This window comes from Amycolatopsis sp. NPDC049868, assembly GCF_044461365.1.
Classification (GTDB): domain Bacteria; phylum Actinomycetota; class Actinomycetes; order Mycobacteriales; family Pseudonocardiaceae; genus Amycolatopsis.
Map to the genome: position 1 here is coordinate 732,261 of NZ_JBITKV010000001.1, position 26,262 is coordinate 758,522.

Sequence of the window (26,262 nt, forward strand, 5' to 3'; positions counted from 1 at the left end):
TCCTCCAAGGTTGGATGACATCGGAACAGTACCGTTGTCGGTTCAGTCCCCACTGGAACGGTTTGGAGGCCTTCACCGTGGTCATGCCGGGTCCCGATACCCGCGTCGTCGAAATACGCGTACCCGGGCTAGTGGGCACGAGCGGTGAAAGCCTGCTGGATTCGACGTCGGTGGTCGACGTCGCGGGCGACGGCGTCGGCAGGCTGATCCGGCCGTCGGACCGGCTGCGCCGCCCCGCTCCCGGTCCGGTGCTGCCCGCGCTCGGCCGTTCCATCCCGCGCATCCTCGAAGGCTACCTCTGGAGCGGCATGACCTCCGGGGGCGCGGCGAAGGCGACGTGGGCGCTGCTGTTCCCGTTCTCGCTGGCGAACGTCGCGCATTGGATGCTGCCGCCGGTCCCGGAAGGCAAGCGGTCGGCGGCGCTGCTCGCCGGAGCCTGCCGGGGGGTGCTGCGAGTGGCCTCACTGCTGCTGACGATGTTGCTGATCAGCCAGCTCGCGGTGGTCTCGCTCGACCTTTTCGCCGCACAATGCCTCGCGCCGGGTTCGACCTGTCTCGAAGGGGCGCCGTCGTTCCTGCGCGACTTCGCACCGCTGCGGACGGCGATCGGGGTACTGCCGCTGCTGGCGCTGATCTTCGTGCTCGACCGGATCCCGTCGTCGGACTGGCGATCGCGGAACAGGGTGCACCGCGCCCACAGTTCGAGCCCCCTGCAACCACAGGACCTGCCGCGGACGCCGGGTCTGCGCACGCTGCACACCGTCGCCGCCTTGACCTGTGTCGCGCTTCCGTTGCTCGGCGGGCCGTTCCGGCTGCCGTCGGGGACATTCGACCTGGTCGTCTGGATCTGCGCGCTGGCGCTCGTCCTCGCCGCGCTGGTGGCCTCGACGGTCGGTTTCTCGGCCGGGCCGGTGATCAGGGGCGGGCTGATCGCGTTCGCCGTCGTACTGGTCGGGATCGCCGTCGTGCGCCGGACACCGCTGCCCGCGGGGCTGCCGGGCGGCGGACTCGGCGGCGCGGACGGGACGGTCGAAGCGCTGGGCGCCGCGATGGTCACGGTGACCATACTGTTCGCGCTGATGCTCGTCCCGGCGGCCCTGCTCGGCCGGTCGACGTGGAAGCACCTGCCGCACCGGCTGCGGCCCTGGCTCGGCGGCTGGGCCGCGGCGCCGGTCGTCGCGCTGGCCGGGCTGCTCGGCGGCGGGTTCGGCGCGGGGCTCGCGGTCGCGCTGCGGCAATTGGTCGGCGCGACCGAACTCCGGCTGCCCGACACCTACTCCCTGGTGACCGTGCTGTGGGGTGCCGGTCTCGCCCTCGCCGTCGTGCTCGGTGTGCTGGGCTTCGCGGTCGCCGTCCCGTTGCGACGGCTGCGCCGCGGCATCCCGAAGATCGTCGCGCTCATGGAGATCGGCAAGGCACAGGAAGAGGAGGCCGCCCGGGTATGGGCCCGCGCCTCGTGGGAACGCAAGCATCTGCACCATCTCGCGCTCACCGTGGCGCTCTCGATGGCGGCGGGTGGTGTCGTGCTCTTGGTGCTGCGCTTCGGTTTCGGCCCGCTGGGCGCCTGGTCCAAGCCGATCTCCGCGATCGGCGTGTTCGCGCTGGGCGCGATGGCGGCGGGGCTGCTGCGGGTCGTGTTCGCCGCCGCGACGACCCCCAAACGCAGCCGTCACCTCGGCGCGCTGGCGGATCTCGTGTGCTTCTGGCCGCGTGCCGCCCATCCGACCGTCCCGCCGAGTTACGCGCTCAAGGTCGTCCCGGAACTCGCGGACCGCGTCAAGGAACATCTGGCCGACCCCGGCACGCGGGTCGTGCTGTCCGGCTACAACCTCGGCAGCCTGCTGACCGTGCTCGCCGCCGCGCGCGTGATCGCCGATCTCCCGCCGGAGGATCGTGACCGCGTCGGGCTGCTGACCGCGGGCTCGCCGCTGCAATGGGGCTATCAGCGCGCCTTCCCCGCGATGCTGCCGCAGACGCAATTGGCCGGGCTGTACGAAGGTCTCGACGGCCGTTGGCGGGCGTTGTGCCGCGGCACGGACATCTTCGGCGGCGGCGTCACGACGTGGCGGCATCGTGTGGTGGCGGGGAAACTGCTGGGCGACGGCTACCTGCCCGGCGGAGGCACCGGACCGCTGGCCGCCGAGCCCGACGAGCACGGTGTCCTGGTGCTCGGCGGCGATCATTGGCTGCCCGACCCGATGCGCGGGCCGACCGGACGGCACCGCTGGGCACCCGGCGTCCTCAAGCACACGGACTACGTCGTCGACGCCGAATGGGACAACGCCGTCGCGATGGCCGCCGGCCTCGGCCGCCCCCGGCCGAAGAATCCTTGGGGCGAGCAGGGTTCGCTGTTCGGGGACTTCCCGCAGATGCGCTGAAGCGCGTGAAGGCCCCCTTCCCTCGGCTGAGCCGAGGGAAGGGGGCCTTCACGCGCTATCGGTGGTTTCAGTCGGCCTTGCGGCGCAAGCGCAGCAGGACCAGGACGCCGGCACCGGCCAGGACCAGCAGGCCACCGGCCCACAGCAGCCAGGCGTTGTCGAAACCGGTGTCCGCGAGGCCGCCGCCGTTGCCGCCGTTACCGTCGACCACGGGGGCCGGGGCGGTGGTGCTGCTCGGGGCTTCGGAGGTCTTGTCCGAGGAGGTCGGGGCAGTCGTCGGCGGCTTGGCCGTGGTGGTCTTCGTCGGCTCGCCCGGCTTCGTCGGCTCGGACGTCGGCGTCTTCTTCTCACCGCAGACGAACCAGTGGCTGATCTGCGCCTGCTGGTCACCCTTGTTCAGCGGCGAGCGCAGCTGCGTCCACGGCGGGTTCTCGGGCAGCCCCTTCTCGCCGGGCACGTAGACGTTGTAGCCGTGACCGCCCTTGACCACGATCGCCGTGACGGTGACGCCCTTGGCGACCGCGGTGATGTCGAGGTACAAGTCCTTCTCCGTGCCACCGGTGAAGGTCAGGTCCGAGGCGGGGATCAGCTTGCCCGGGACCTTCGCCCCCTCGCAGGTGGTGGCGTTGCTACCCACGACCTGGGTCGCGCGGTCGTCGCTGCGGGTCGCGAGGGCGGTGCCGGCGGTCCCGACGAGGGCCACCGCGGCGAGGGCGACGACGGTGACGGCGGAGCGGAAACGCCGTCTGGGCTTGGTCTGCATTCGGAGCTCTCCTGTACCGATCGGGGGACAAACGAGCGAAGCGCGGCGCCACCTCCGAGGGAACGCGGTCAACTCGCGGTGCATCTGCAGGAGTCGCGTTAACCCATCAGGGGGAAGCAAGGTCCCGGACGGTATCGCACACGGATTTTACTGCGATACCGGGACCCCCAGGTGTTACCTGTCCGAGACCGGACCGCCCCGGCACGAGAACGGCCCACCATCCACAAAGGAATGGTGGGCCGCCGAAACGAGAATGATCAGTCCGAAACGGACGTCGGGACCTCGTCCTTCTTCTGCTTGCCGAGCAGCGAATGGCGACGGCTGTAGACGAAGTAGATGAGGACACCCAGCACCATCCACGCGATGAACCGCAACCAGGTCAAAACGGTCAGGTTCAGCATCAGCCACAGGCAGGCGAGGATCGCCAGGATCGGGACCACCGGCACCCACGGCACCCGGAAGGCGCGGGGCAGATCCGGCCGCGTCTTGCGCAGCACCATGACACCCGCGGAAACCAGGATGAAGGCGAACAGCGTGCCGACGTTGACCATCTCTTCCAGCTTGTCGGCCGGGAAGAAGGTCGCGGCGACGGCGACCAGTCCGCCGACGACGATGGTCGCCCGCTTCGGCGTGCCGTTCGCACCGGTCTTCGCCAGCGAACGCGGCATGAGGCCGTCGCGCGACATCGCGAAGATGATCCGGATCTGGCCCAGCATCAGCACCATGACGACGGTCGTCAGACCGGCGAGCGCACCGACGGAGATGATGTTGGCCGCCCAGTCGACGCCGTTGGCCGCGAACGCGGACGCGAGCGTCTTCTTGCCGCCGTCACCCGCCGAGGTGGCGAGTTCCTTGTAGTTCACCATGCCGACGACCACGAGCGACACGGCGACGTAGAGCACCGTGACGATGGCGAGCGAGCCGAAGATGCCGCGGGGCACGGCCTTCTGCGGGTTGCGGGTCTCCTCGGCGGTGGTCGCGACGATGTCGAAACCGATGAACGCGAAGAACACCAGCGACGCCGCGGCCAGCAGACCGAAGACACCGAACGAGCTACTGCTGCTGCCCGCGAACACCGAGAACAGCGACTGGTCGACCCCGGTGGCCGAGGTTTCGGCGCCGGACTGGGCCTCCGGGATGAACGGGCTGTAGTTGGAGCCCTTGATGTAGAAGATGCCGAGCACGATCACGAACAGCACCACCGCGACCTTGATCCCGGTGATCACCATCGAGAACCGCGAAGACAGCTTCGTGCCGAGGGCGAGCAGGGTCGCCAGCACCAGCACCACGATCAGGGCGCCCCAGTCGACGGGGACGCCGCCGATCTCGAACGACGTCTTCGTGCCCTTGCCGAAGATGTAGGAGAGCACGGTTTCGAGATAGGCGGACCAGCCCTTCGACACCGCGGCCGCGCCGACCGCGAGCTCCAGGATGAGATCCCAGCCGATGATCCACGCCATGAACTCGCCGAAGGTGGCGTAGGAGAACGTGTACGCGCTCCCGGCCACCGGGACGGTCGAGGCGAATTCCGCGTAACAGAGAGCCGCCAGCGCGCAGGCGATGGCGGCGAAGACGAACGAAAGCGACACCGACGGGCCCGCGTAGTCGCCGGCCGTGCGCGCGGTGAGCGTGAAGATACCGGCACCGATGACGACGGCGACGCCGAAGACGGTCAGATCCCACGCGCTCAGGTTCCGCCTGAGCTTGGTTCCCGGTTCGTCGGTGTCCGCGATGGACTGCTCGATGGACTTCGTACGCCACAGGCCGTTTCCGGGCACCCTTGACCTCCTACACCTGACTGCGGTTCAAGGGACCCTATCGCCCGGTCGTGACGGCAGCGCGGTGGGAGAGCAACGAGGTAGCCGGGGTTCGCGGCGGTAATCGGCGGAGTACGGACAGTTGCTCCGGACGGCGGGCGGGACTCGCCCGTTTGCCCGTTTGCCCGCCCGTCTCCCTCCCGCCGACGCAAGGAACGGTCCTTTCCTTGCGAAATTTGCAAGGAAAGGACCGTTCATGGCACGTGAGGCGAGCAGACCGGGTCAGGCCAGCGCGCGATCCAGGTCCGGCTCCAGATAGATCAGCTTCGCCGTCGGCACCTTCGCCCGCACACGGGCTTCGGCGTCGTCGATGGCCTGCGCGATGTCCGCGGTCTCCAGCCCCGGCACCAGCGCGAGCTTCGCGGCCACCAGCATCTCGTCCGGCCCGATGTACAGCGTCCGGATGTGGATGACCCGCTCGACCTTGCCCGCGGCGAGTTCGTCGACGATCACGTCGAGGTCGGTCTCGGAGGCGCCCTCGCCGATCAGCAGGCTCTTCATCTCGATGATCAGGATGATCGCGATGATGCCGAGCAGCAGGCCGATCGTCACGGTGCCGATGCCGTCCCACACCGGGTCCCCGGTGATGACGGAGAGCCCGACACCCGCGAGCGCGAACACGAGGCCGAGCAGCGCGCCCGCGTCTTCGAGCAGCACCACCGGGAGTTCGGGGGTCTTGGCCTGGCGGATGAAGGCCCACCAGCCCGCGTCGCCCTTGATCTTCTTCGATTCCTGGATCGCGGTGTAGAAGGAGTACGACTCCAGCCCGATCGCGACCACGAGGATGCCGACCGCCACCAGCGGCGAGGTCAGGTCCTCGGGATGCGAGATCTTGTGGATGCCCTCGTACAGCGCGAACACCGAGCCGAGGCTGAAGAGCATCAGCGCGACGATGAACGAGTAGAAGTACCGGTCACGGCCGAAGCCGAACGGGTGGGCGCTGGTCGCCTTGCGCTGGGAGGTCTTCTGGCCGAGCAGCAGCAGGCCCTGGTTCGAGGTGTCCGCGAGCGAGTGCACGGACTCGGCCAGCATCGAGGACGACCCCGTGATGAGGAAGCCGGTGAACTTCGCGGCCGCGATTCCGGCGTTCGCCACGAGCGCGGCGATGATCGCCTTGGTTCCGCCACCTGCAGACACTTGCAACTCCCCAAATGGTGTCCCGATATGCCGGGTTCGAAGGCTAGCAGTGCAGATGAGCCGGTACGCGACGGGCGGGACAGGTCACAGAATTGTCGGGCCCCCTCGCTAGTCTCGCCCCTCTCATGACCTGGGGAGGTGCCCGTGCCGCGATTCGGCGTGCTCGGACCGTTGACGATCGAGGACCCGCCCGGGCGGCGCACGACGCCGCGCGGCGATCATCAGCGTGCCCTGCTGGCCGTCCTGCTGCTGAACGCGAACTCGTCCGTCCCGGTCGACGCCCTGGTCGAGACGCTCTGGCCGGACACGCCGCCGAAGTCGTACTCCTCCAATCTGCACACGTACGTCTCCCGCCTGCGGGCCCGGTTCGAGGGGCTGGAGATCGAGCGGGAACCGCACGGCTACCGGCTGGTCGTCGAGCCCGCCGACCTCGATCTGCTGTCCTTCCGCGAAGCCGTCGCGGCGGGGAAGGCGGCGGCGCGGGCGGGGGATCCGGCGGCGGCCGCCGGGCACTACCGCCGGGCGCTGGCGGAGTGGCGTGGGCCCGTCCTTTCCGGACTGCACATCCCCCGGCTCGACGCCGACGTCGCCCGGCTCGAGTCGGAGCGCCTCGCCGCCTTCGAAGACTGCGTCGACGCCGAACTGTCCGACGGCAGGCACGGCGAGCTCACCGGCGAGCTCCAGGCGATGATCACCGAACATCCGCTGCGCGAGCGGCTGGCCGCGCAGCTGATGATCGCGTTGCACCGCGCCGGACGGCAGGCCGATTCACTGGCCGTCCACCGCGATCTGCGCGCCACCCTCGTCGAGGAACTCGGCGTGGAGCCCGGCGCCGAGGTCCGCCGGGTGCACGCCGCCGTGCTGCGCGGCGAGGATCCGGTGCCCTCGGCCAAGACCGCGCCGATCTTCCCGATCTGCCAGCTGCCGCCGGACATCGCGGATCTCGCGGGCCGCGAGAGCGAGATCGCGAAGCTCTCCGGGCTGCTCGGCGACGGCACGGGCGTCCCGGTCGCGGTGATCACCGGCGAGCCGGGCGCGGGCAAATCCACGCTCGCGGTCACCACCGCGCACAGGCTCCGCCGGTCCTTCCCGGACGGACAGCTGTTCGTCCCGCTGTCCGGCGCCTCCGACCCTCGCGACCTTTCCGCCGTCCTCGGCGACCTGTTGCGCGCGCTGGGCGTCACCGGGCCCGCCATCCCGGACGACGTCGAGGCCAGGGCGGCGGTCTACCGGGGCCGTCTCGCCGATCGGCGGGTACTCGTGGTGCTCGACGACGCCGCGAGCCCTGAGCAGGTCCGCGCGCTGCTGCCGGGCACGCCGGGCAGCGCCGTCCTGATCACCAGCAGGCGACGGCTTTCCGGGCTCGCCGGGGCGGATCGTCTCCCGCTCGCGCCGCTGTCCGGCGCCGAGGCGATGACCTTGCTGGCCCGGCTCGCCGGGCCGGACCGGGTGGGCGCCGAACGCGCCGACGCGGAACGGATCGCCAAGGCCTGCGGCAATCTCCCCCTGGCGTTGCGGATCGCGGGCAGCAGGCTCGCGATGCGGCCGGGCCTGCTGCTGGGGAAACTCGCCGGACGGCTGGAGGACGAGGTCTCGCGCCTCGACGAGCTCCAGGTCAGTGATCTCCAGGTCCGCGGCAGTATCGCGTTGAGCTATCAGGCGCTGAGCCCGGCGGCGCGGCGCGCGTTCCGGCTGATCGGGCGCTGCCGCACCCTCGACCTGCCCGCGTGGGCGGTGTCGACGCTGATCGATGACGAAGGCGCCGACGAGGCCATCGACGAGCTCGTCGAGGCCAGCCTGCTCGAAGCCACCGGTCTCGATCCGACGGGCGAGCAGCGGTTCCGCGTGCACGACCTCGTCCGCGTGTTCGCCACGGAACTGGGCCGGGAGCTGGAGACCCGCGCCGAGCGGGTGGCCACCGTCGCGAAGGTGTCGGACGCGGCGCTGTGCCTCGCCGACACGGCGGCCCGCCGCCTGCCGAGGACGGTGCCGATGCCGTTGTCGGATCACGACGTCCCCGCGCAGCCGCTGGACGGCGAACTGGTCGAGCGGCTGCTGCGCGATCCCGGTACCTGGTTCTCCGTGGAGCGGGCGAACCTGGTCTCCGCCGTCTCGTCGCTGTGCGCCGTGGGCTGGCGGCGGAAAGCGTTGCGGATACTGGAAAGACTGAGCGCGTATCTGTACATGCACAGTCATTACACCGATATGCGGACGGCGTACGAGACGTTGCGTGACGCGGCCCGCGAGGCGGGCGACCGGCACATCGCCGTCATCGCGGAGGCGAATTTGGCGGTATTGCTGCATGTTCGCGGCGAGTACGAACGCGCGGCCGAGGGTTATCGCGAATGTTCGAAGGAATTGGCGGAGCTGGGCGACCTCGCCACCCGGGTGTGGGTGGAGACCAATCTGGCGCACTGCCTGGTCGGGCTCGGCCGGGCAGGGGAATCGCTGCACGCCGCCACCCAGGCCCGCGAAATGTCCACTGTGGAGGATTCCGGCACCCACGCGAGCCGGGCGGAATCGGCCGCCCTGCACCGGCTGGGCAAGATCTCCGAAGCGCTGGAAATCGATCGCCGGATCCTCGCCCAGGCACGGGAATCGGCCGACGACCGGCAGCTCGGCGTTGCCCTGCAAGGACTTTCGTGGTCGCTGATGCTCGACGGCCGCCAGGAGGAGGCCTTGGCGACGATCGAGGAATCGGTCCGGGTCCTTCGCCGGACGACGGCGAAATCGGCGCTGGCGAAGTCGTTGCGCACCCAGGGCGCGATCCTCGCGGGCGCCGGGCGGCGCGACGGCGCGGTGAAGGCCTACGAGAACGCGCGGCGGCTGGCCGGAGCACTCGAAGAACGGCCGAGAGAGCTTTCCTGCACCCGCGCGATCGCGGCGAGCTGGATCGGCGACGGCCGGGCCGACCGCGCGATTCCCGTGCTGCGCCGATGTCTTGACGAATTCCGCGCCATGGGCGGGAAACCGGCGACGGGCCTCACCCTGCACGTGCTGCGCAGGGCGTACGAGGCCGTCGGGGAAACAGAGGCGGCCGAGGCGGCGGGTGAAGAGGCGAAGCGATTGGAAGTCCCCCACGACGCCAACGCTTCGACCCTCGTCCGGTTGCTGTTGTCGCTCACCGAACCCGCCCCGGCCTGACCGAGTGGTGCCCGACCCCTCAGACGGGCACCACCCGGAAGTCACCAGCGCTCCGGGATCACCCGGCGGCGAGCCGCGATTCCCGCCGTCCGGCGGAGAACCAGGCCAGCGCGATCGCCAGCACACCGTTCGCCACGGCGTCCCACACCGGCGGCGAAGCGGGCCCGAGTCGCGAGACCGCGAACATGTTGATCAATCCGGTGACGGTCAGCATCACGCGGACGGGCTGAGTGCCCGTCACCACCAGCGCGGCGGTGAGCAGCACCTGCGCGCCGAGCGAGACGAGCACGACCAGCGGGAGGTTCAGCCTGCTCTCCGCGCCCGCGGCGAGCTCGTGCAGCCCGCTCCCCGCGGCCTTGACCGACTCGATCGCGTCACCGGCGAGCCCCGCCATGGCCTGCGCCGAGCCGACCAGGTCCTGGCCGCTCGGCACCGGGAGGACCAGGTCGACGACCGGGACGAGCGCGGTCACGACGGCGAATCCGAGCGCGGCGAGCAGGGCGGTGGGGCGCACGGGGGCCGGCACCCGGAAAGCGCGTCCGCTCGCCGCGTCGGGATGGGAAGTCACTACTGCTGCTCCTTGGCTATCGATGTCCGGGACGAGCCGACGCCAAGCGCCGGGTCACCCCTTCGGGCGATAGTTGCGGAAGCCGCCACACGGAACGCACACACTTCGGCCAAGCGCGCGTTTCGTCCTCTGGATGCGGTCCTTGCGCGTGCAAGTACCGCGTTCAGAGGACGAAACGCGGGAGGAGGATCAGCAGGTGCCGGCGGTGGCGCGGAACACCTGGGTGCGCTCACCGGACAGCGGCCGCACGCGGACCGCCGGGTCGGCGGCCGGGAGCCACACCGACTGGCCGCGGCGGAGTTCGACCTGCTCGCCGTCGTCGGCCGTGACCAGCAGGCCACCGGCGGTGCACAGCAGGATCTGCGGGCCGACGTCGTGGACGGCGACCTCGCCGTCGTCCCCGGCGGCCCATTCGATCCGCGACAGCTCGAACTCCGGCGCGTCGGTGCGATACACCGACAGGCGCTCCTCGCGTTCGCCGCTCTGGACCGGCATCTCCCCGCACGCGAAGTCGACGACGCGCAGCAGCTCCGGCACGTCGACGTGCTTCGGGGTCAGCCCGCAGCGCAGGATGTTGTCCGAGTTCGCCAGGATCTCGACGGCGGTGCCGTGCAGGTACAGGTGCAGATTGCCGGCGGGCAGGTAGATCGCCTCGCCCGCGCTGAGGGTGAGCCGGTTGAGCAGCAGCGCCGCGAGCACCCCCGCGTCGCGCGGATGCGATTCGCCGAGCTCCAGGATGGTCCGGCATTCGACGTCGAACTCGCCGCGTTCCTGGACGTGCTTCACACACGAATCGAGGACCTCGGGCAGCAGTTCGTCGAGCGCGGCCTGCGGCAGGGTGATCCACGTGGTGAACAGCGCGCGCAGCCCGGCCGGATCCGGCTGGGCCTCCAGCAGCACCGCGTACTTCGCCAGCCCTGGCGTCTCGATCGCCTTCAGCAGCGCGATCGTGCGTTCCGGGTCGCGGAAGCCCGCCAGCGCGTGGAACTCCGTCAGCGCGCAGACCAGTTCCGGTTTGGCCGTCGGGTCCGGGTAGTTGCGGTTCGAAGCGTCGCGCGGGATCCCCGCCGACTCCTCGCGCGCGTACCCCTCCGCCGCCTGGGCGGCCGACGGGTGCGCCTGCATCGAAAGCGGCTCTTCGGCGGCGAGGATCTTCAGCAGGAACGGCAGCCTGCCGCCCCAGCGGTCGGCGCAGGTCGTGCCGAGCTGACCGACGGGATCGGCTTCGACGAGCTCCAGCAGGCTCCGCTCGGTGCCGTCGGGGCCGATGACGTGGGACGGGTCGCCGGGGTGGGCGCCCATCCACAGTTCCGCCTCCGGATGCGGCGCCGGCACCGGGCGCCCCAGCAGCTCGGGGATCGTCGTTCTGGACCCCCACGCGTAGGGCCGCACGGCATTGCGCAGCAGCTCCACTGTCACCTCAACTCCTCGCCGGGCACGGGTGGTGCCGGCCCTCATTGCTTACGTCGCGCTCGGGACTCACGCCGTTGCAGGCGTGTACCTTCCGGCGCCGCCGATGCTGCCGACGGCCAGCCCCAGGTAGACCGCGGCCAGCTCGAAACGCAGCGCGAGAACGGCCGCACGCACGATCTCGTCCGTTTCGATCTCTTCGGCCGGGGCGATCACGTCACCGCCGGGCAGCAGGTCTTCCGCCTGATAGCGGGCCGCCTCAGCGGCGGGCCCGGTCCGGACCGAGAGGAGCAGCACCCTCGGCGTCGCGCCGGCCCCCTCCTCAGGGTCCGCGAAGATATCGCGATCCACGCCGCCGGACAACGCCGCCCGCCGCAAAGCGGGCCTGGCCAGTGCCTGGCGGTAGTCCTCCACGTCACAGACGACGGCGGCGTGCGCGGCGAACGCGTGGGCCGCGTGCTCGCCGACGGCGACCGCGACCGGGTCCAGCCCCCACAGCAACGGCTGGCGCTCGGCCAGCTTCAGCGCCATCGCCTTGGCCGGGTTCGCGAACGAGTCCCTGGCCAGGTAATCCTTCTCGGCTTCCGCGTCGAGGTGGTCCGCGAGCTGCTCCAGGTCGGCCACCAGCAGGCCGAGGGCGTTCGCGGTGAGCAGGGCCGCGGCGAGCCCGCGCGGGAAGGCCATCTCCGGCGGCACCGGGAGCCGCGGCGCGAGCAGCAGCCCCTTGCCCGCGACGGAGGCCGCGACCGGGCCTTCGGCGGGCGCGGACAGCACGACGGTGGCCCCGAACCGGGCGGCGCGCTCCAAGGAGGCGGCCAGCTCCCGGTCACCGGCGTCGTCGGTGTGCGCGAAGACCACGTCGAGCGCGCCGATCCAGCTCGGCACCACCTCGGCGACGACCACCGGCACCGGGCACGACGGAGTGAGGAGCGCGGCGACCAGCCGGGTCAGCGTCCGGCTGACGCCCGGCCGGTCGATCAGCACGAGCGAGCGCGGGCGCCCGACGTCCAGGCGATCGCTCAGCTCGATTTCGGCCGCGGCTTCGGCGGTCGCCCGGACCTGGGCGCCCGCCATCGCGGCGGCACGGAGAAGCCCCGCGCTGTCGGCCTCGGCCAGCCTCGCGGGATCGTCGAGCAGGGAATCGTCAGGGACCGTCGGCATGGGCGCCATCCGGGGTCGTCGGCTCGGTGGCTTCGTCCAGCAACAGTACCGGGATTCCATCACGGACCGGATACACGCGACCGCATTCCGTGCAGGTCAGTGAATCGGCCTCCGGATCGGCCGGCGTCCCCGGCCGCAGCGGCGCGTGATCGGGGGACGGGCAGGCCAGGATCTCCAGCAACTGTGCGTCGAACGTGACGGCCATCGTTACTCCCTACCTGTGGGATATCTCTATGTGTGTTTTCACGACACATTCGTTACCCACGGACTATCGCCAATACGTCTTCGGTCAGCGCCCGGACGGCCTCGGCGTCGGCGGCCTCGACGTTCAGGCGGAGCAGCGGTTCGGTGTTGGACGGGCGCAGGTTGAACCAGCCACCGCCGGGGAGCTGCACGGTGAGCCCGTCGAGTTCGTCGATTTCGACGCCGTCGCGGGCGCCGAACGTGTCCTTGACCGCCATCATGCGCGCGACCTGGTCGTCGACGGTCGAGTTGATCTCACCGGAGGCCGCGTAGCGCGAGTACTCGGCTGTCAGCTCGGAAAGCGGGCCTGCCTGCTCGCCGAGGGCGGCGAGGACGTGCAGCGCGGCCAGCATGCCGGTGTCGGCCCGCCAGAAGTCGCGGAAGTAGTAGTGCGCGGAGTGCTCGCCGCCGAAGATCGCGCCGGTCTTGGCCATCTCGGCCTTGATGAAGGAGTGCCCGACCCGGGTGCGCACCGGCTTGCCGCCGTGTTCGGCGACGATCTCCGGGACTCCCTTCGACGTGATGAGGTTGTGGATGATGGTGCCGCCAGGCTCCTTCTCCAGCTCACGGATCGCGACCAGCGCGGTGATGGCGCTCGGCGAGACCGGCTCGCCGCGCTCGTCGACGACGAAGCAACGGTCCGCGTCGCCGTCGAAGGCGAGACCCGCGTCGGCGCCTTCCTCGCGCACCCTCGCCTGGAGGTCGACGATGTTCTTCGGGTCGAGCGGGTTGGCCTCGTGGTTCGGGAAGTTGCCGTCGAGTTCGAAGTACATCGGGACGACCTCGATGGGCAGGCCCGCGAAGACCGTGGGGACGGTGTAGCCGCCCATGCCGTTGCCGGCGTCGACGACGACCTTCAGCGGACGGCTGCCCGAGAGGTCGACGAGCTTGCGCAGGTACGCCGCGTAGTCCGCGAGGACGTCCTGCTCGGTCACCGAACCGCGCTGGCCCGCGAAGGCGGGCACGCCCTGCTCGACGGTGTCGCGGATCTCCGCGAGACCGGAGTCCTGGCCGACGGGGGCGGCGCCGGAGCGGCACAGCTTGATGCCGTTGTACTTCGCCGGGTTGTGGCTGGCGGTGAACATGGCGCCGGGCAGGTTGAGCGACCCGGACGCGAAGTACAGCTGGTCGGTGCTGGCGAGACCGATCGACACGACGTCGAGGCCCTGCGAGGTCACGCCGTCGGCGAAGGCGGCGGACAGCTCGGGCGAGGAGTCGCGCATGTCGTGGCCGATTACCACGGAGTCGGACTCCGGCTTGATCAACAGGGCGAACGCCGATCCGAGGTCGCGGACGAGTGCCGCGTCCAGCTGCTCACCGACCACGCCGCGAATGTCGTAGGCCTTCACGATGCCCGAAAGGTCTGGCACGCCTGCTCCCCGCCAATAGTCTCGTTACAACGCCCTCTGGCGCGCTCGAAAGCCTACCGGCGAGCCCCCGCGTCAGGCGCGGCCGGGCAGGACGCGCAGGTGGCCGCGCCTACCGGACGGTCCCTCGGGTTCGGGCTCGGGCGCGGGCTTGTCCGAACGGCCGGCTTCGCGCACGGCCTCGGCCAGCGCGGTCAGCTCGTCGGCGGAGGGATCCGGGGCGGCGAAGGCCCCTTCATGCCGTACGACTTCCCAGCCCTTGGGCACGGTCAGCCGGAGCGCGTGGGCCTCGCAGAGGTCATAGGAGTGCGGCTCGCTCGCGGTGGCCAGTGGGCCCACGACGGCTGTCGAATCGCTGTAGGCATACGTGAGCGTGGCGACAGCGGGTTCGAGACAACCCGTTCGCGAACACTTTCGTACGCTCCGCACGATCGAGAACGATAGCGCGTCGCGAGCCCGGCGTACCGGCGACACGCGCTTTGAATCGCCGAGCGCGTACCCTTCGGTGCGTGGCGACGGCTCGTGATTCCCGACAACGACGGCGGATGCGACGGGACCGGCACGGCCGGGGCCTGCGCGGAGCGCTGTATCCGTCGACCCTTCCCGCCGCCGCTAGCAGGGCGGAAAGGTTCGACGCGCTGGTTTTGGACGCGCTCGAACCGATCGAAGCGCGGTGGCGGCACGAGCTGACGAAGCTCGACGTCGCCGTCGACGACGTCCCCGAAGTTCGCTCGGATGGCGCACCGACCGGAGTCGACGGCGTGCTGCACGACGGCGCCGTCCCGCTCTCGCGGCTGGTTCCCGCCGGCGTCGACCGCGCCGGCCTCCCGACGCGGGCCCGCATCGTCCTCTACCGCCGCCCCCTCGAAGCACGCGCGAAGGACCCCGGCGAACTCGCGGAACTCGTCCACGACGTCCTCGTGGAACAGGTGGCGGGCTACCTCGGCGTCGAACCCGACGTCATCGAAGGCGACTAACCCCCGCTATCCCGCTTCCCCCTGCCCAGCCCCCGCCCTTCCCCGGGGGGCGTCCCCAGCCCAGTGTATCGGGCGGGACCGACGGGACCTGCGGAAACGGCTCCGGAGGGCGAAGTTGTCCACAAGGGGAAGGGGCTGTGGACAACTCAGGGTGCGGGGCTGGGGCCGGTGACTCCGGAGGGTTCCCAATGTCGCATTTGAGACGCTGAGCGACCCAAATGCGACATTGGGAACCCTGAGCCGTGGCGCACCCGGAGGCAGGGCACCCCGGCGAGCGCCCACGAAGCGGGTCGAGCTGTCCTGAAGGCCGCACAAGCCGAGCTTCAGGAAACCGAAGGCCGCCGCCGCGTAGGAACAGCGGTCAGCAGCGTGAACAGCACCGCCGCCACCTGCGCCAGCAGCAACAGGTTCCGCGTCGTCCCCTGATGCTCCACCACGACCTCCGAAGGCGTGGGCGGCACCGAGACCGCCACCTGATGCCCCCACGCCCGCACGATCGGCACGGCCTTGCCGTCCACGCTCGCCTGCCAGCCCGCCTCGAACTCCGCGGCCAGCACGAGCAGCCGCCCGGTCGGCCCCTCCGAGACGCGCACCCGCACGTCCGGCAGCCCGGCCTGCACCGGCGCCACTCCGGGCGACGCTCCCGGCGCGCCCTTCCCGGTCACGGCCGCCTGCGCCAGTTCCGGCGAGATCAGCGCCACCTGCCCACCGGCGGGCAGCAACCGCAGCACCGGCCGCCCGTCGGAGGTCGGCGCCGCCGGAGCGACCAGGTCACGCGCGAGTTCGACGAAAGCACCGCCGTCGGCACCACTCGGCAGCACCACATACGAGACCCCCGAGGCCAAAGCGGCCGCGAAGGCCTGCTTCACCGCGTCCGGCGAGCCTTGCAGGAGGTCCCGGCGCCACGAGGCGAGTCGATCGGCGCTGCCCGGTGTCGGCGCGAATTCGTCGTCGCCGAAAGCCGGCAACCGCCCACCGGTCTGCCGGGCACCATCCTGACCGGAACCGATCACCAGTACCGAGCGGCCACTCGTAGCCAGTTCCGCCGAAATCTCCGGTGCCAGCGAGGGACGCTGGCCCGCCCGCAGAGGCCCTTCCCGTCCGGCGACGACCGCGCCGGTCGCCAGTGCCAGCAGCACGAGCACCCCGGCAACGGCCGTGACCTTCGCCAGCCACGGCGCGGGGCCGACCCCGGAACCGCCCCGCTGCCAGGTCGCCAGCACCGTCCACAACAGACCCGCGCCGATCACCAGCAGCGGCACCCCGGCGTACCCGGTCGCGTGCGCACCACCGGACATCGGCGTCACCGCCACGAACCGCACCGCGACGAGCCCGAGCGCACCCAGTACGACGACCGCGACACCGCCGCCCGCGCCCTTCGTCGGCCGGACCACCAGCGCGACGATCGCGGCCGCGACCAGCGCCACCCCGATCGGCCAGGCGCCGGGGCCGCCCGGGTCCAGCCCGGCGAGATCGGCGCCGGACGCGGCCGTGGCGCCCCCGCCGAGCCCGTGCAACAGCAGTTCCGGATGCCTCAGGAGCACACTCGGCCACGGCAGCAACAACGCCAGCGGCAGGAAGACCACGATGCCGACCGACGCGATCCGCCGCGCGAGCCCGGTCGGCGAAGGCAGCACGACGAACCCGATCACCAGCCCGACCAACGCCAGCGCGTGCGCCAGCGGAGAGAAGGCCCCGATCAGCGCCAGCCCGATCGCGCTCAACGCCGACACGTGCAGCCAGCGCGAATCGGCGCGGACCAGCAGCCCCACGATGCCCGCGATCACCAGCGGCAGCAGCAGATGCACGACGACGACGTCGAGCCGTCCCTGCGCGACCGAAGCCGTGGCCGCGGGAAGCACGCCGTACGCCGCCGCCGCGACGGCACGCACCCAGCGACGCACGCGAAGGTGCCGAGTGGCCACGTACGCGCTCAGCGCGGCGAGTGGGATGTCGCCGATCAGCAGGATCGCGACCAGCGCCGCGGGACCGCCGATCGGGGTGAAGATCGCGCCGATCGTGCCCAGCACCGGCAGTGTCGCGGGCGCGGGACTCGCCGTCCCGCCGGCGATCGCGTGCCACGGCGCGAGATACGACGCCCAGATCTCGCCGAGCCCGCCGACCGGCAGCAGTTTCCCGCCGAAGAGATCGAGCCCGAGCCGGGATCCGTTGACCACGAACGCGAGCGCCGTCAGCACGACGAGCATGAGCACCGGCGGGGCGAACACGGTCGCGCCGAGCACCCGCTTCCGGTCGACCTCGACGAAGACGAGTTCCGGTTCCGGCCGCCGCCCGCCGTCCCGCGGCACCGGCGACGGTTTCGGCCCCTCCGTCTCGGGCTTTTCGGGAACCGCGACCGCGACGACCGCGCTGGGCCGCCGAAGGCCCGTCCCCCGCGAGCCGACGCCGCGCATGGCCCCCGCGGGCAGCGCGCCGGGACCGACCGGGCGATCTTGCCCGGCCTTCAACGCCTCCGGCGGGATCCAGGCCACCTCCTGCGCCACGCCGTCGGGCACCGTCCCGAGGGCGAAATCCCGTTCCACGCCACGCCGTACGAGGCCGACGACACCGGCGCGCACCGCGTTGCGCACCCGCGTCATCCGTCCGGTGAACAGCCCCCGGACCGCACCCGGCCTGCCGGTCTTCCGGCGTTCCGCGCGGGCCGCGCGCAATCCGCCGCGACCGCGCAGCAGATGCCAGGTGGCCGCGAGTTCCGCGCTCGCCTCGCCGGTGCGCCGCAGCACCAGGAACGCGAGCGCCCGCAGCACCGCGAAGACCGGAATTCGAAAAAGACCGAACCAAAAGGACAGTGGCGGGCAATTGACGAGGAACACCCGGAGCCCGTGCGCGCGGTTCGCCGTCGCGAGGGGAAGCCCGAGGGCGTCCGGTTCGCGTTGTCCGGTGCTGAGCGCGCGGGCGTGCCGCAGCCGGGCCGACGGCACCGAAAGCACGCGGCCGCCCGCGGCGTTGGCCCGCCAGCCGAAGTCGAGATCCTCGCGCAGCAAGGGAAAGCCTGGGTCGTAACCACCGAGGTCGTGCCAGACTTCCCGGCGCACCAGCGATCCCGCGCTCGGCACGGCGAGCACCGCGGTGTCCGTCTCGTCCGGTGAGATCTGCTGCCGATGACCGATGGCGTCGGTCGACAAGCCGGCTTCGACGATCAGGCGAGGGTCGCTCCAGTCGACCGCGAGCGGGCCGAGCACGGTCGCCCCGGACTCGTTTTCGGCCGCTGCCAACAGATTTCCGAGACAGTCGGGTTCCGGCGCGCAGTCGTCGTGCAGCAACCAGAGCCAGCCGCCGGGGTCACCCCAGCGTTCGACGGCGTGCTCGACGGCCGCGCCGACGGCGGCACCGAAGCCGACATCACCGGAGAGAGTGAGAATTCCGTCCAAGACCGGCGACTCGCCGGAAGATGCCGCGTCGGCGAGGATCTTCGCCGTCCCGTCGGTGGATCCGGTGTCGACCGCGAGGATGTGCCGCGGCCGGACACCGCTGCGCCGCAGCGCGGAAAGCGCCAGCGGCAACCAGTTCTCGCCGTTGTGACAGACCACAATGGCCAGAACGGGGGCCGTGCGCGGCACAGATGACGCGGCAGTGCGAGACAACGGGCACTCCAGATGTGGCGGCGAAGTCGAGTGCCGCCACCCTACGACGCGACCCTGTCACCCGTTGGTGGCCCCACTATGTGGAAGCGATCTCCAGCGCACGAGGCCGCCGGAGATCGCCGTCACACAGCTCGCTTTTTCAGTTTCCTACGCTCACGTTCGGAGAGCCCGCCCCAAATACCGAACCGCTCGTCATGCGCGAGGGCGTACTCGAGGCACTCGTCCTTGACCTCGCAACCGAGGCAGATCCGCTTGGCTTCACGGGTGGAGCCGCCCTTCTCGGGGAAGAACGCCTCCGGGTCCGTCTGCGCGCAGAGGGCCCGTTCCTGCCAGTCCTGCTCTTCCGCGGAGGCATCGTCGAAAAGCTCGGTGAGATCGCCCAGTTGCTGCTCCGGGACCTCACCCCAACCCACGACTTGCCCCCATTCCCTTCCATCTGCTTCCAACCGCACGTCCGCCTCCTCGCTGTCCACGCACTCCCCAGGCTGGCGGTGTTGAAACACCATCCGCCGCCCCCTTCCAGCGACGAATGACATCACTGTGATTACACCCGTGTAGTGCGGTCAGGTCAAGCGGAGTAGCGAGTTCGGGGGATACTCACGCCTCATCGCGCAAGGGGACACGCCGAGAACTTCACATCGGGCATACGGAAGACTGGAGGGGTGCAGAGATCAGCAGTGCGGCCAAGCCCGATCTTCCTCGGCATCCTCGCGGTCACCGTCCTGGGCGGTGTACTGGCGGCTTTCGGTGACGCGACCACGATTTTCAGCCAGAAGTACGACCCGCTCATCATCACCGGCGTCGTCTTGCTCGTCGCGGGCGGCTGGGTCGCGTCCTTGACGCTGCACGAGTTCGGCCACGCGGTCGTGGCGTTCCGCGGTGGTGATCACAGCGTCGCCCACAAGGGTTACCTGTCCATGGACGTCCGGAAATACACGGATCCGGCACTGTCCATCATCCTGCCGTTGGTATTCCTCTTCATCGGCGGCATCCCGCTGCCGGGTGGCGCGGTGTGGATCGAACACGGGCGCCTGCGGTCGCGCGGGGTCCAGTCGTGGGTTTCACTCGCCGGGCCGCTGAGCAACCTCGGCGTCGGTGTCCTGCTGACCCTCGTCGTCGCGCTGGTGCCGATGGCGTCGGGTCTCGTGATCGGGCTGTCGTTCCTGGCCCTGCTTCAGATCGTCACGTTCATCCTGAACATCCTGCCGATCCCCGGCCTCGACGGCTGGGGCGCGATCGAGCCGTACCTTTCGCCCGGCGCGCGGGAATTCGGCGCGAAGGCCCGGCCGTGGGCGCCGATCGCGTTGTTCGCCGTGCTGTTCCTCGTACCCGGAGCCAGCAAGTTGCTGTGGCAGGGGTCCTTCGCGGTCTTCGACGCTGTCGGTGGATTCAAGCTGGCCGCCATGTACGGCCAGGACGCGTTCATGTTCTGGAAGTGAGCTCTCCCTCGGGATGCGCGGTGAACCACTCGTGCGCCCGTTTCCAGACGCGTTTGAGACCGGACCGCTCGCCGAGGTAGTCGCCCGCCATGCCGACCACCGGCAGCTTCCCGAGCGCGCGGTGGACAAGGCGGCCGCGGGGCCGCTTCTCCAGTTCTTCGACGATGCCCAGCAGTCCCCGGCCGAGCCGCCACAGCGTGCCCGCGGCGGCCTTCAGGGTGATCTTGCCGTGCTTCTTCTTCGCGTCGTCGAGTTCTTCGGTGAGCTTCGCCGCTTCGTCGTCTTCGGCGGCCTTGTCGTATTCGGCGTGTTTGCCCGCCGCGATCGCCGGATCGATGTCGCGTTCGAAAAGGACCCACGCGATCAGCCGGACGCGGGCGCCGACGTCGGTCACGCCGTACTCCCCCGCGATCGCGCACAGGAGCACCCCCTGCGCAGCCGAGCCGAGCGCGTCCTGCACGGGCAGCCGGTCGGCGAGCGCGCCGCCGAGGCCGGGGATCGCGGTGATCAGCGCGGTGAACCGGCCGACCCGGTTCACCCACCAGTCGGTCCGCTGGTAGTTCGTCATCTCGGCCCACGCCGCGGTGCCGGGCACCTTGACCGAGGTGATCCCGTTGAGCAGCTTGTCCTTCAGCCCGGGTTCGACGCCGTCCAGATCTTCGTGGCGGCGGCCCCTGGCCTGCAGCCCGAACGGATCCGCGTCCCGCAGCGCGTCGACCATCGGCCCGCAGGCGCGGACGAACGGCCGCAGCACCGCCACGACCTGGCGGTCCGAAATCGCTTCACCCACCGCTGACTCCCTTCGCGACCTTCGACGCGGTACCCAGGCCTCCGCCCAGCGCCAGCGCTCCCGGCAGTGCCCCGCCACCGATCAGCAGCAGCGCACGCCAATCCTGTATCAGCACCAGATCACCACCGGGGCCGGCCATGCCCATCCCGAGTACGACGAGTACCCAGACGAGCAGCGGAATCACCGAAAAGGTGGGCCGGACCACTTTGGCGGTCGTCCGCACCAGCAGCGGGGTCGTGATCACCGCGAGCACCGCGGTCACCGGGATGGGCGCGTCCCCGAGCTTCGGCAGCACGATCCCGTCGAGGCGGAGCGGCAGGAAGAACAGTTCGAGCAGTCCGAGCAGGAACGCGTCGAAGGTCAGCAAGACGAGCAGCAGACGCTGCCGCGAGGTGAGTGGCTCACTCACTTCGCGAGTCCCCCGAACAGATCGGCCGCGGCGCCTTCGGCCGGCCCGTGGGCCAGCACGAAGTACTCGTTCGGGGTGATCGGCTGCGCGACGTCGTTGCTCAGCGCGAAGTGGTCCGCGAGATGTGGCGGGGCCGGCACGCTGACCTGGGTCTCGTGCGCCCGCAGCGCGGCCGCCTTCGCCGGGATGTGCGCGCCGACGTCCAGGACGGTCGTGATGGTCTCGTCCGGCGTCACCGGCAGTTCGCCGTCTTCGGGGACCCGGAACGGCGACCGCCCGCGCAGCGCGGCCAACCCGGCCGTGACGGCGTCGCGGGAAGAAACGGTGTGGAACACCCTCTCGACCGACGCGGCCTTCGGCGCCGCGGCCATGGTGACCTCGTACGCGCGGATGTGGTCGGGATGCCCGTAACCCCCGAAGGCGTCATAGGTGACGACGACCTGGGGCCGGACCTCGTCGAGGATCTCGGCGAGCTGAGCCGCCTGCTCGTCGAGGTCACCGCCGGAGAACGCGCGCGGATGGGCCGCGGACGGCGTCCCCGCCATCCCGGAGTCACGCCAACGCCCGATACCGCCGAGATACCGGTGCCGGGCGACGCCCAGCGCCGCGCAGGCCGACGCCAGCTCGCCCGCGCGGTAGCCGCCGAGCTGGTCGGAAGCCCACGAACCGAGCCCGTCGAGGGACGGCGGGATGATCTCGCCTTCCTCACCGAGAGTGCACGTGACGACGGTCACTTCGGCGCCTTCGGCCGCGTAGCGCGCGATGGTGCCACCGGTGGTGATGCTTTCGTCGTCCGGATGGGCGTGCACCAGGAGCAATTTGGGGCGGTCGGAGATCACGGCTTGAAGACTAATTCGAACACGGCGCGCTTTCCTTTATAGGGTGTCGGGAACGGAAGCCGGAGAGCACCGACCTTAGTCGGGCGACTCTCGGTTATCCTCGCGCGAGTCACGGGCACTGCGTCGTGACCATATGTACCCCCACGAAGGGCATCTTGGTGAGCACTGAAGCAGCATCGTCGGACCTCGGCGGCGTGTCGGGTTCGGTTCTGTCCATCTCCGACCTGAGCGTCTCGTTCCCGACCGACGAGGGCGTGGTCAACGCCGTCAAGGGCATCGGATTCGACGTCAAGCCGGGTGAGATCGTCGCCGTCGTCGGCGAGTCCGGTTCCGGCAAGTCGGTGACCTCGATGTCGGTGCTCGGACTGCTCCCGAAGACGAGCCGGATCGCGGGCGAGCTCCGCCTCGGCGACCGCAACCTGGCCGACCTCAAGGAGAAGGACCTCCAGAAGATCCGCGGCAACCAGGTCGCGATGATCTTCCAGGAGCCGATGACCGCGCTGAACCCGGTCTACACCGTCGGCTGGCAGCTGCGCGAAGCCCTCCGCTCGCACCAGGACATCTCGAAGGAAGCCGCCGACAAGCGCGCCATCGAGCTGCTGGAGATGGTCGGTATCCCGAACCCGCCGCTGCGCTTCAAGCAGTACCCGCACCAGCTCTCGGGCGGTCTGCGCCAGCGCGTCGTCATCGCGATGGCGATCTCGTGCGACCCGAAGGTCATCATCGCCGACGAGCCGACCACGGCGCTCGACGTCACCGTGCAGGCGGAGATCCTCGGCCTGCTGCGCAAGCTGCGCGAGACCCTCAACACCGCGATCGTGCTGATCACGCACGACATGGGCGTCGTCGCCGACCTCGCCGACCGCGTGGTCGTGATGTACCAGGGCAACATCGTCGAAGAGGCGCCGGTGCGCGAGCTGTTCGCGTCGCCGTCGCAGGAGTACACCCGCAAGCTGCTCGCCGCGGTGCCCGTGCTGGGCCAGCGCCCCGAGGGCCGCCGTCTGCTCGACGACGAGGGCATCTCCGCCGACAGCGACGAGGCCACGAAGATCGCCGAGGAGATCCGGCTCGAAGACTCCGAGCTCGCCGCGGTGATCGAGGAGAACGCGCCCGCGCTTGAGATCAAGAACCTCGTGCTGGAGTACCCGGGCCGCCGCGGCCAGGCGAAGAACCGCGCGGTGGACGACGTCTCGCTGAGCATCGCCAAGGGCGAGATCGTCGGCCTGGTCGGCGAATCCGGTTCCGGTAAGTCGACCGTCGGCCGCTGCGCGATCCGCCTGCTGACCCCGACCGCGGGCACCGTGTCGATCGCGGGCAAGGACATCACGAACATGTCGAACAAGGAGCTGCGCCCGCTGCGCCGCTACTTCTCGATCGTGTTCCAGGACCCGGCGTCCACACTGGACCCGAAGATGACCATCGGCGAATCGATCGCCGAGCCGATGGTGCTGCACAAGTTCCTGCAGGGCAAGGCCCTGAACGAGCGCGTGGCGTCCCTTTTGGACAAGGTCGAGCTCGGCGGCCACTACCGCAACCGGTACCCGCACGAGCTGTCCGGCGGCCAGCGCCAGCGCGTCGCCATCGCGCGGGCGCTCTCGCTCGACCCGGCGCTGCTGATCGCGGACGAGCCGACCTCGGCGCTCGACGTGTCGGTGCAGGCTCGCGTGCTGGACCTGTTCCTGGACCTGCAGCGCTCGCTGCAGTTCGCCTGCCTGTTCATCAGCCACGACCTGGCCGTCGTCGACCTGCTGGCCGACCGGGTCGCGGTGATGCAGTACGGCAAGCTGGTCGAGGTCGGCACGCGTGACCAGGTGCTGCACTCGCCGCGCGAGGACTACACCCGCCGTCTGCTGTCGGCCGCCCCGGTCGCGGACCCGGTGCTGCAGGCCGAGCGGCGTGCGGCCTGGGAGGCGGGCAAGCTGGCCCCAGTGGCCGACTGACGCTTCAGTACCCGAAGGTCCCCTTCGCCGCGCCAGACGCGGCGAAGGGGGCTTTCGTGTATCTGGACGTCACTCGCGTGTCTGGAGCCGCATCACGCGTGCTTGAAGCCGTAACTCGCGTGTCTCGGACCTGAAGCGCGTGAAGGCCCCCTTCCCGCGGCTGAGCCGAGGGAAGGAGGCCTTCACGCGCTAAAGAGGGCCTTACGCCTTCTGACGACGCTGGCGCGGGTCGAAAGCGTCCCGCAGGCCGTCACCGATGAAGTTGATCGTCAGCGAGATCAGCACCAGCACGATGAACGGGCCGAAGAACAGCGCCGGCCGCGCCTGCAGCTGCGCGTAGTTCTCGAGAATGACGCGGCCGAGCGAAGTGTCCGGCAACTGCACCCCGAGCCCGATGAAGGACAGCGCCGCCTCGATCAGCACGGCCTGCGCGATCGCGAGGGTCGCGTTGACCGTGATGAGGCCGACCATGTTCGGCACCAGGTGCTTGAACACGATGTGGAACGTCCCGGCACCGGACGCGCGGGCGGCGTCCACGAACTCGCGCTGGGACAGCGACATCGACTCCGCCCTGGCGATACGGGCGATCGGCATCCAGCCGAAGGCCGCCAGCACCATCGCGACGATGTACCAGGTGCCTCCACCGAACACCTTCGCCAGGATGGCGGCCGCGGCGATCTGCGGGACGATCAGGAACAGGTCCGTCACGCGGGAGATCGCGGAGTCGGTGAAACCGCGCAGATACCCGGCCATGGCCCCGAAAACGGTGCCGATGGTGGTGGCGACGAGCGACACGATGAGCGCGATCAGCAGCGAGTACTGGGTGCCGCGCAGGATCTGCGACACCATTTCCTTGCCGACCTGCGTCGTCCCGAGCGGATATTCCGCGCTGGGCTTGGCGAAGGACGGGAAGGAGCTGTCCTCGTAGCTGTGCGGCCAGAAGATCGGCATGATGATGACGGTCAGCACGAGGATCAGCAGGACCCCGGTGCAGACCATCGCCAGCTTGTGCCGCAGGAACTTGCGCAGGACCAGCTTGCCCTGACTCTGGGGCTCGGGCAGCGCCTCGTCCGGGAGCGTGCCGTCGGCGGACTTGGAGCCTTCCGCCGCGATAAGGGAGTTCAAGTCAGCCAACGCGAATCCTCGGGTCCAGGATGCCGTACATCAGGTCGGCGATCAGGTTGGCGATGATGATGCTGCTGGCGATGAGCACCAGCCATCCCATCATCACCTGCGTATCGCTCTTGGTCACGGCTTCGACGAGCAGCTTGCCCATGCCATTCCAGTTGAACACCGTCTCGGTGATGATCGCGCCCGAGAGCACGGCACCGAAGTTGACGGAGAACAGCGTGGTCACCGGGATGAGCGCGTTCCGGAAGGCGTGGCGGAAGATGACCCGGCCGTTGGCGAGTCCCTTCGCACGCGCGGTCCGCACGTAGTCCGCGTTCAGCGTCTCCAGCATCGAAGCGCGCTGGAACCGGCTGTAGGCGGCGAAGCTGATGGCCATAATGGACAGTGTCGGCAACAGATAGGCACCGACGTAACTGGCCAGGAATCCGCCTGGACCGTCGAAATTCAGCGATTCCGGACTCGTGGTGCGGATCCAGGGATTGCCGAGCACGTCGGACAGTCCCAGGTCGCGCACCCAGCCGTTGAACTCGATCGCGTACCGCTTGAGCACGATGGCGACACAGAAGATCGGCATCGAGAACAGCAGGAAGGCCAGCGTGGTGGCGATGTAGTCGATGATCGAGTACTGCTTGACCGCCGCGACCACACCGACGAGAACGCCGAGGATGAGCGCGAGGATCTCGGCTCCGACCACGAGCTTCAAGGTGACCTCGAACGCGGCCATGACCTTCGGGAACACCGGGGCCTGCGCGTTGCCCTGTGCGATGGACACGCCCCAGTCGCCGGTGACGAAGTTGCCGAGCCAAGTGAAGTACCGGGGCACGATGCTCTGGTCCAGCCCGAGCTGCGAGGCCATCTGCGCGATGGCTTCCTTGCTCATCGCCGGGTTGCTCTTCATCTCGGCGAGCGGGTCACCGGTGCCGGCGACCATGACGAAACACAGGAAAGTCCCGACCAACAGGACGGGAATCGATATCGCCAGACGGCGAAGAATGTAGATCACCAGGTTCAACGAACTGCTCCTCATCCGGGCCTGGCCGCCGAAGTGCTGGACCGCTGCCCGGTTGTCCACCGTAGTGGCGGTAACCCTACGGTCAACAGCTACTTCCGGCGGGTACGGGGGCCCGGCTTGTGGCCGGGCCCC

21 protein-coding genes are annotated in these 26,262 nt (G+C 69.9%); 5 read left to right on the plus strand and 16 right to left on the minus strand.

The features are described from left to right. Nucleotides 1-83: 83 nt before the first annotated feature. The gene (locus tag ACIBTM_RS03625; RefSeq protein WP_395875004.1) at nucleotides 84-2,378 is read left to right on the plus strand and encodes a hypothetical protein; all 2,295 of its coding nucleotides are present in this window, start codon (nucleotides 84-86) and stop codon (nucleotides 2,376-2,378) included. Between the two features lie 67 nt (nucleotides 2,379-2,445). On the opposite strand, the gene ACIBTM_RS03630 is transcribed toward ACIBTM_RS03625, so the two are convergent. The 3 genes from ACIBTM_RS03630 to ACIBTM_RS03640 form a co-directional block, all read right to left on the minus strand. Then, nucleotides 2,446-3,141, minus strand: a complete 696-nt coding sequence (locus ACIBTM_RS03630) for an LPXTG cell wall anchor domain-containing protein (protein WP_395875005.1) — start codon at nucleotides 3,139-3,141, stop codon at nucleotides 2,446-2,448. A 257-nt stretch (nucleotides 3,142-3,398) separates the two neighbouring features. Further along, on the minus strand, nucleotides 3,399-4,919 hold the full coding sequence (locus tag ACIBTM_RS03635) for an amino acid permease (RefSeq protein ID WP_395875006.1): 1,521 nt from the start codon (nucleotides 4,917-4,919) through the stop codon (nucleotides 3,399-3,401). 261 nt (nucleotides 4,920-5,180) lie between these two features. Then, on the minus strand, nucleotides 5,181-6,095 hold the full coding sequence (locus ACIBTM_RS03640; protein ID WP_395875007.1) for a cation diffusion facilitator family transporter: 915 nt from the start codon (nucleotides 6,093-6,095) through the stop codon (nucleotides 5,181-5,183). 144 nt (nucleotides 6,096-6,239) lie between these two features. Between ACIBTM_RS03640 and ACIBTM_RS03645 the strand changes: the two genes are divergently transcribed. Then, entirely contained in the window at nucleotides 6,240-9,239 is a 3,000-nt protein-coding gene (locus ACIBTM_RS03645) for a BTAD domain-containing putative transcriptional regulator (RefSeq protein ID WP_395875008.1), read from the plus strand. Between the two features lie 58 nt (nucleotides 9,240-9,297). Here the strand turns inward: ACIBTM_RS03645 and ACIBTM_RS03650 are convergent, their stop codons facing one another. The 6 genes from ACIBTM_RS03650 to ACIBTM_RS03675 all read right to left on the minus strand — a co-directional run bounded on the left by ACIBTM_RS03650 (nucleotide 9,298) and on the right by ACIBTM_RS03675 (nucleotide 14,417). Further along, the gene (locus ACIBTM_RS03650) at nucleotides 9,298-9,807 is read right to left on the minus strand and encodes a hypothetical protein (RefSeq protein WP_395875009.1); all 510 of its coding nucleotides are present in this window, start codon (nucleotides 9,805-9,807) and stop codon (nucleotides 9,298-9,300) included. A 189-nt stretch (nucleotides 9,808-9,996) separates the two neighbouring features. Next, complete coding sequence (gene manA / locus ACIBTM_RS03655; RefSeq protein ID WP_395875783.1) at nucleotides 9,997-11,220, minus strand: mannose-6-phosphate isomerase, class I; 1,224 nt, start codon at nucleotides 11,218-11,220, stop codon at nucleotides 9,997-9,999. 66 nt (nucleotides 11,221-11,286) lie between these two features. Continuing rightward, nucleotides 11,287-12,378: a hypothetical protein gene (locus tag ACIBTM_RS03660; RefSeq protein WP_395875010.1), complete on the minus strand. Its 1,092-nt coding sequence runs from the start codon at nucleotides 12,376-12,378 to the stop codon at nucleotides 11,287-11,289. After that, nucleotides 12,362-12,583 carry a Trm112 family protein gene (locus ACIBTM_RS03665; protein ID WP_038508557.1) on the minus strand — a complete coding sequence of 74 codons (222 nt, stop codon included), beginning with the start codon at nucleotides 12,581-12,583 and terminating at the stop codon, nucleotides 12,362-12,364. Before ACIBTM_RS03665 ends, ACIBTM_RS03660 begins: the two co-directional genes overlap by 17 nt. A 52-nt stretch (nucleotides 12,584-12,635) precedes the next feature. After that, on the minus strand, nucleotides 12,636-13,991 hold the full coding sequence (locus ACIBTM_RS03670; RefSeq protein ID WP_395875011.1) for a phosphomannomutase/phosphoglucomutase: 1,356 nt from the start codon (nucleotides 13,989-13,991) through the stop codon (nucleotides 12,636-12,638). 72 nt (nucleotides 13,992-14,063) lie between these two features. Continuing rightward, entirely contained in the window at nucleotides 14,064-14,417 is a 354-nt protein-coding gene (locus ACIBTM_RS03675) for a DUF3499 domain-containing protein (protein WP_073848429.1), read from the minus strand. Between the two features lie 116 nt (nucleotides 14,418-14,533). Here ACIBTM_RS03675 and ACIBTM_RS03680 point away from each other — a divergent pair, with 116 nt between their 5' ends. Then, on the plus strand, nucleotides 14,534-14,965 hold the full coding sequence (locus tag ACIBTM_RS03680; RefSeq protein ID WP_076159697.1) for a metallopeptidase family protein: 432 nt from the start codon (nucleotides 14,534-14,536) through the stop codon (nucleotides 14,963-14,965). Between the two features lie 323 nt (nucleotides 14,966-15,288). Here the strand turns inward: ACIBTM_RS03680 and ACIBTM_RS03685 are convergent, their stop codons facing one another. Both ACIBTM_RS03685 and ACIBTM_RS03690 read right to left on the minus strand, forming a co-directional pair. Beyond that, nucleotides 15,289-18,546 carry a glycosyltransferase gene (locus ACIBTM_RS03685; protein WP_395875012.1) on the minus strand — a complete coding sequence of 1,086 codons (3,258 nt, stop codon included), beginning with the start codon at nucleotides 18,544-18,546 and terminating at the stop codon, nucleotides 15,289-15,291. A gap of 146 nt (nucleotides 18,547-18,692) precedes the next feature. Further along, complete coding sequence (locus ACIBTM_RS03690; RefSeq protein WP_007028952.1) at nucleotides 18,693-19,076, minus strand: WhiB family transcriptional regulator; 384 nt, start codon at nucleotides 19,074-19,076, stop codon at nucleotides 18,693-18,695. Nucleotides 19,077-19,247: 171 nt separating this feature from the next. Here ACIBTM_RS03690 and ACIBTM_RS03695 point away from each other — a divergent pair, with 171 nt between their 5' ends. Further along, complete coding sequence (locus ACIBTM_RS03695; RefSeq protein ID WP_395875784.1) at nucleotides 19,248-20,009, plus strand: site-2 protease family protein; 762 nt, start codon at nucleotides 19,248-19,250, stop codon at nucleotides 20,007-20,009. On the opposite strand, the gene ACIBTM_RS03700 is transcribed toward ACIBTM_RS03695, so the two are convergent. The 3 genes from ACIBTM_RS03700 to mshB are packed head-to-tail and all read right to left on the minus strand — an operon-like array spanning nucleotide 19,993 to nucleotide 22,047. Next, nucleotides 19,993-20,799: a hypothetical protein gene (locus ACIBTM_RS03700; RefSeq protein WP_395875013.1), complete on the minus strand. Its 807-nt coding sequence runs from the start codon at nucleotides 20,797-20,799 to the stop codon at nucleotides 19,993-19,995. The two genes, ACIBTM_RS03695 and ACIBTM_RS03700, sit on opposite strands and share 17 nt — an antisense overlap. After that, nucleotides 20,792-21,208: a hypothetical protein gene (locus ACIBTM_RS03705; RefSeq protein ID WP_395875014.1), complete on the minus strand. Its 417-nt coding sequence runs from the start codon at nucleotides 21,206-21,208 to the stop codon at nucleotides 20,792-20,794. The genes ACIBTM_RS03700 and ACIBTM_RS03705 overlap by 8 nt, the downstream gene beginning before the upstream one ends. Beyond that, entirely contained in the window at nucleotides 21,205-22,047 is an 843-nt protein-coding gene (mshB, locus tag ACIBTM_RS03710; RefSeq protein WP_395875015.1) for an N-acetyl-1-D-myo-inositol-2-amino-2-deoxy-alpha-D-glucopyranoside deacetylase, read from the minus strand. The genes ACIBTM_RS03705 and mshB overlap by 4 nt, the downstream gene beginning before the upstream one ends. A 158-nt stretch (nucleotides 22,048-22,205) precedes the next feature. On the opposite strand from mshB, the gene ACIBTM_RS03715 reads away from it, so the two are divergent. After that, the gene (locus ACIBTM_RS03715) at nucleotides 22,206-23,987 is read left to right on the plus strand and encodes an ABC transporter ATP-binding protein (RefSeq protein ID WP_395875016.1); all 1,782 of its coding nucleotides are present in this window, start codon (nucleotides 22,206-22,208) and stop codon (nucleotides 23,985-23,987) included. 201 nt (nucleotides 23,988-24,188) lie between these two features. On the opposite strand, the gene ACIBTM_RS03720 is transcribed toward ACIBTM_RS03715, so the two are convergent. Together ACIBTM_RS03720 and ACIBTM_RS03725 are read right to left on the minus strand one after the other, a co-directional pair. Next, entirely contained in the window at nucleotides 24,189-25,121 is a 933-nt protein-coding gene (locus ACIBTM_RS03720) for an ABC transporter permease (protein WP_395875017.1), read from the minus strand. Next, nucleotides 25,114-26,130, minus strand: coding sequence for an ABC transporter permease (locus tag ACIBTM_RS03725; protein ID WP_037342474.1), 1,017 nt, complete (start codon nucleotides 26,128-26,130; stop codon nucleotides 25,114-25,116). The genes ACIBTM_RS03720 and ACIBTM_RS03725 overlap by 8 nt, the downstream gene beginning before the upstream one ends. Between the last annotated feature and the right edge of the window lie 132 nt (nucleotides 26,131-26,262).

Excerpts from the sequence above, each read along its gene's own strand:
- ACIBTM_RS03625 (WP_395875004.1), top strand. The coding sequence starts at position 84 with ATGCCGGGTCCCGATACCCGCGTCGTCGAAATACGCGTACCCGGGCTA.
- ACIBTM_RS03630 (WP_395875005.1), bottom strand. The coding sequence starts at position 3,141 with ATGCAGACCAAGCCCAGACGGCGTTTCCGCTCCGCCGTCACCGTCGTC.
- ACIBTM_RS03660 (WP_395875010.1), bottom strand. The coding sequence starts at position 12,378 with ATGCCGACGGTCCCTGACGATTCCCTGCTCGACGATCCCGCGAGGCTG.
- ACIBTM_RS03665 (WP_038508557.1), bottom strand. The coding sequence starts at position 12,583 with ATGGCCGTCACGTTCGACGCACAGTTGCTGGAGATCCTGGCCTGCCCG.
- ACIBTM_RS03680 (WP_076159697.1), top strand. The coding sequence starts at position 14,534 with ATGCGACGGGACCGGCACGGCCGGGGCCTGCGCGGAGCGCTGTATCCG.
- ACIBTM_RS03690 (WP_007028952.1), bottom strand. The coding sequence starts at position 19,076 with ATGGTGTTTCAACACCGCCAGCCTGGGGAGTGCGTGGACAGCGAGGAG.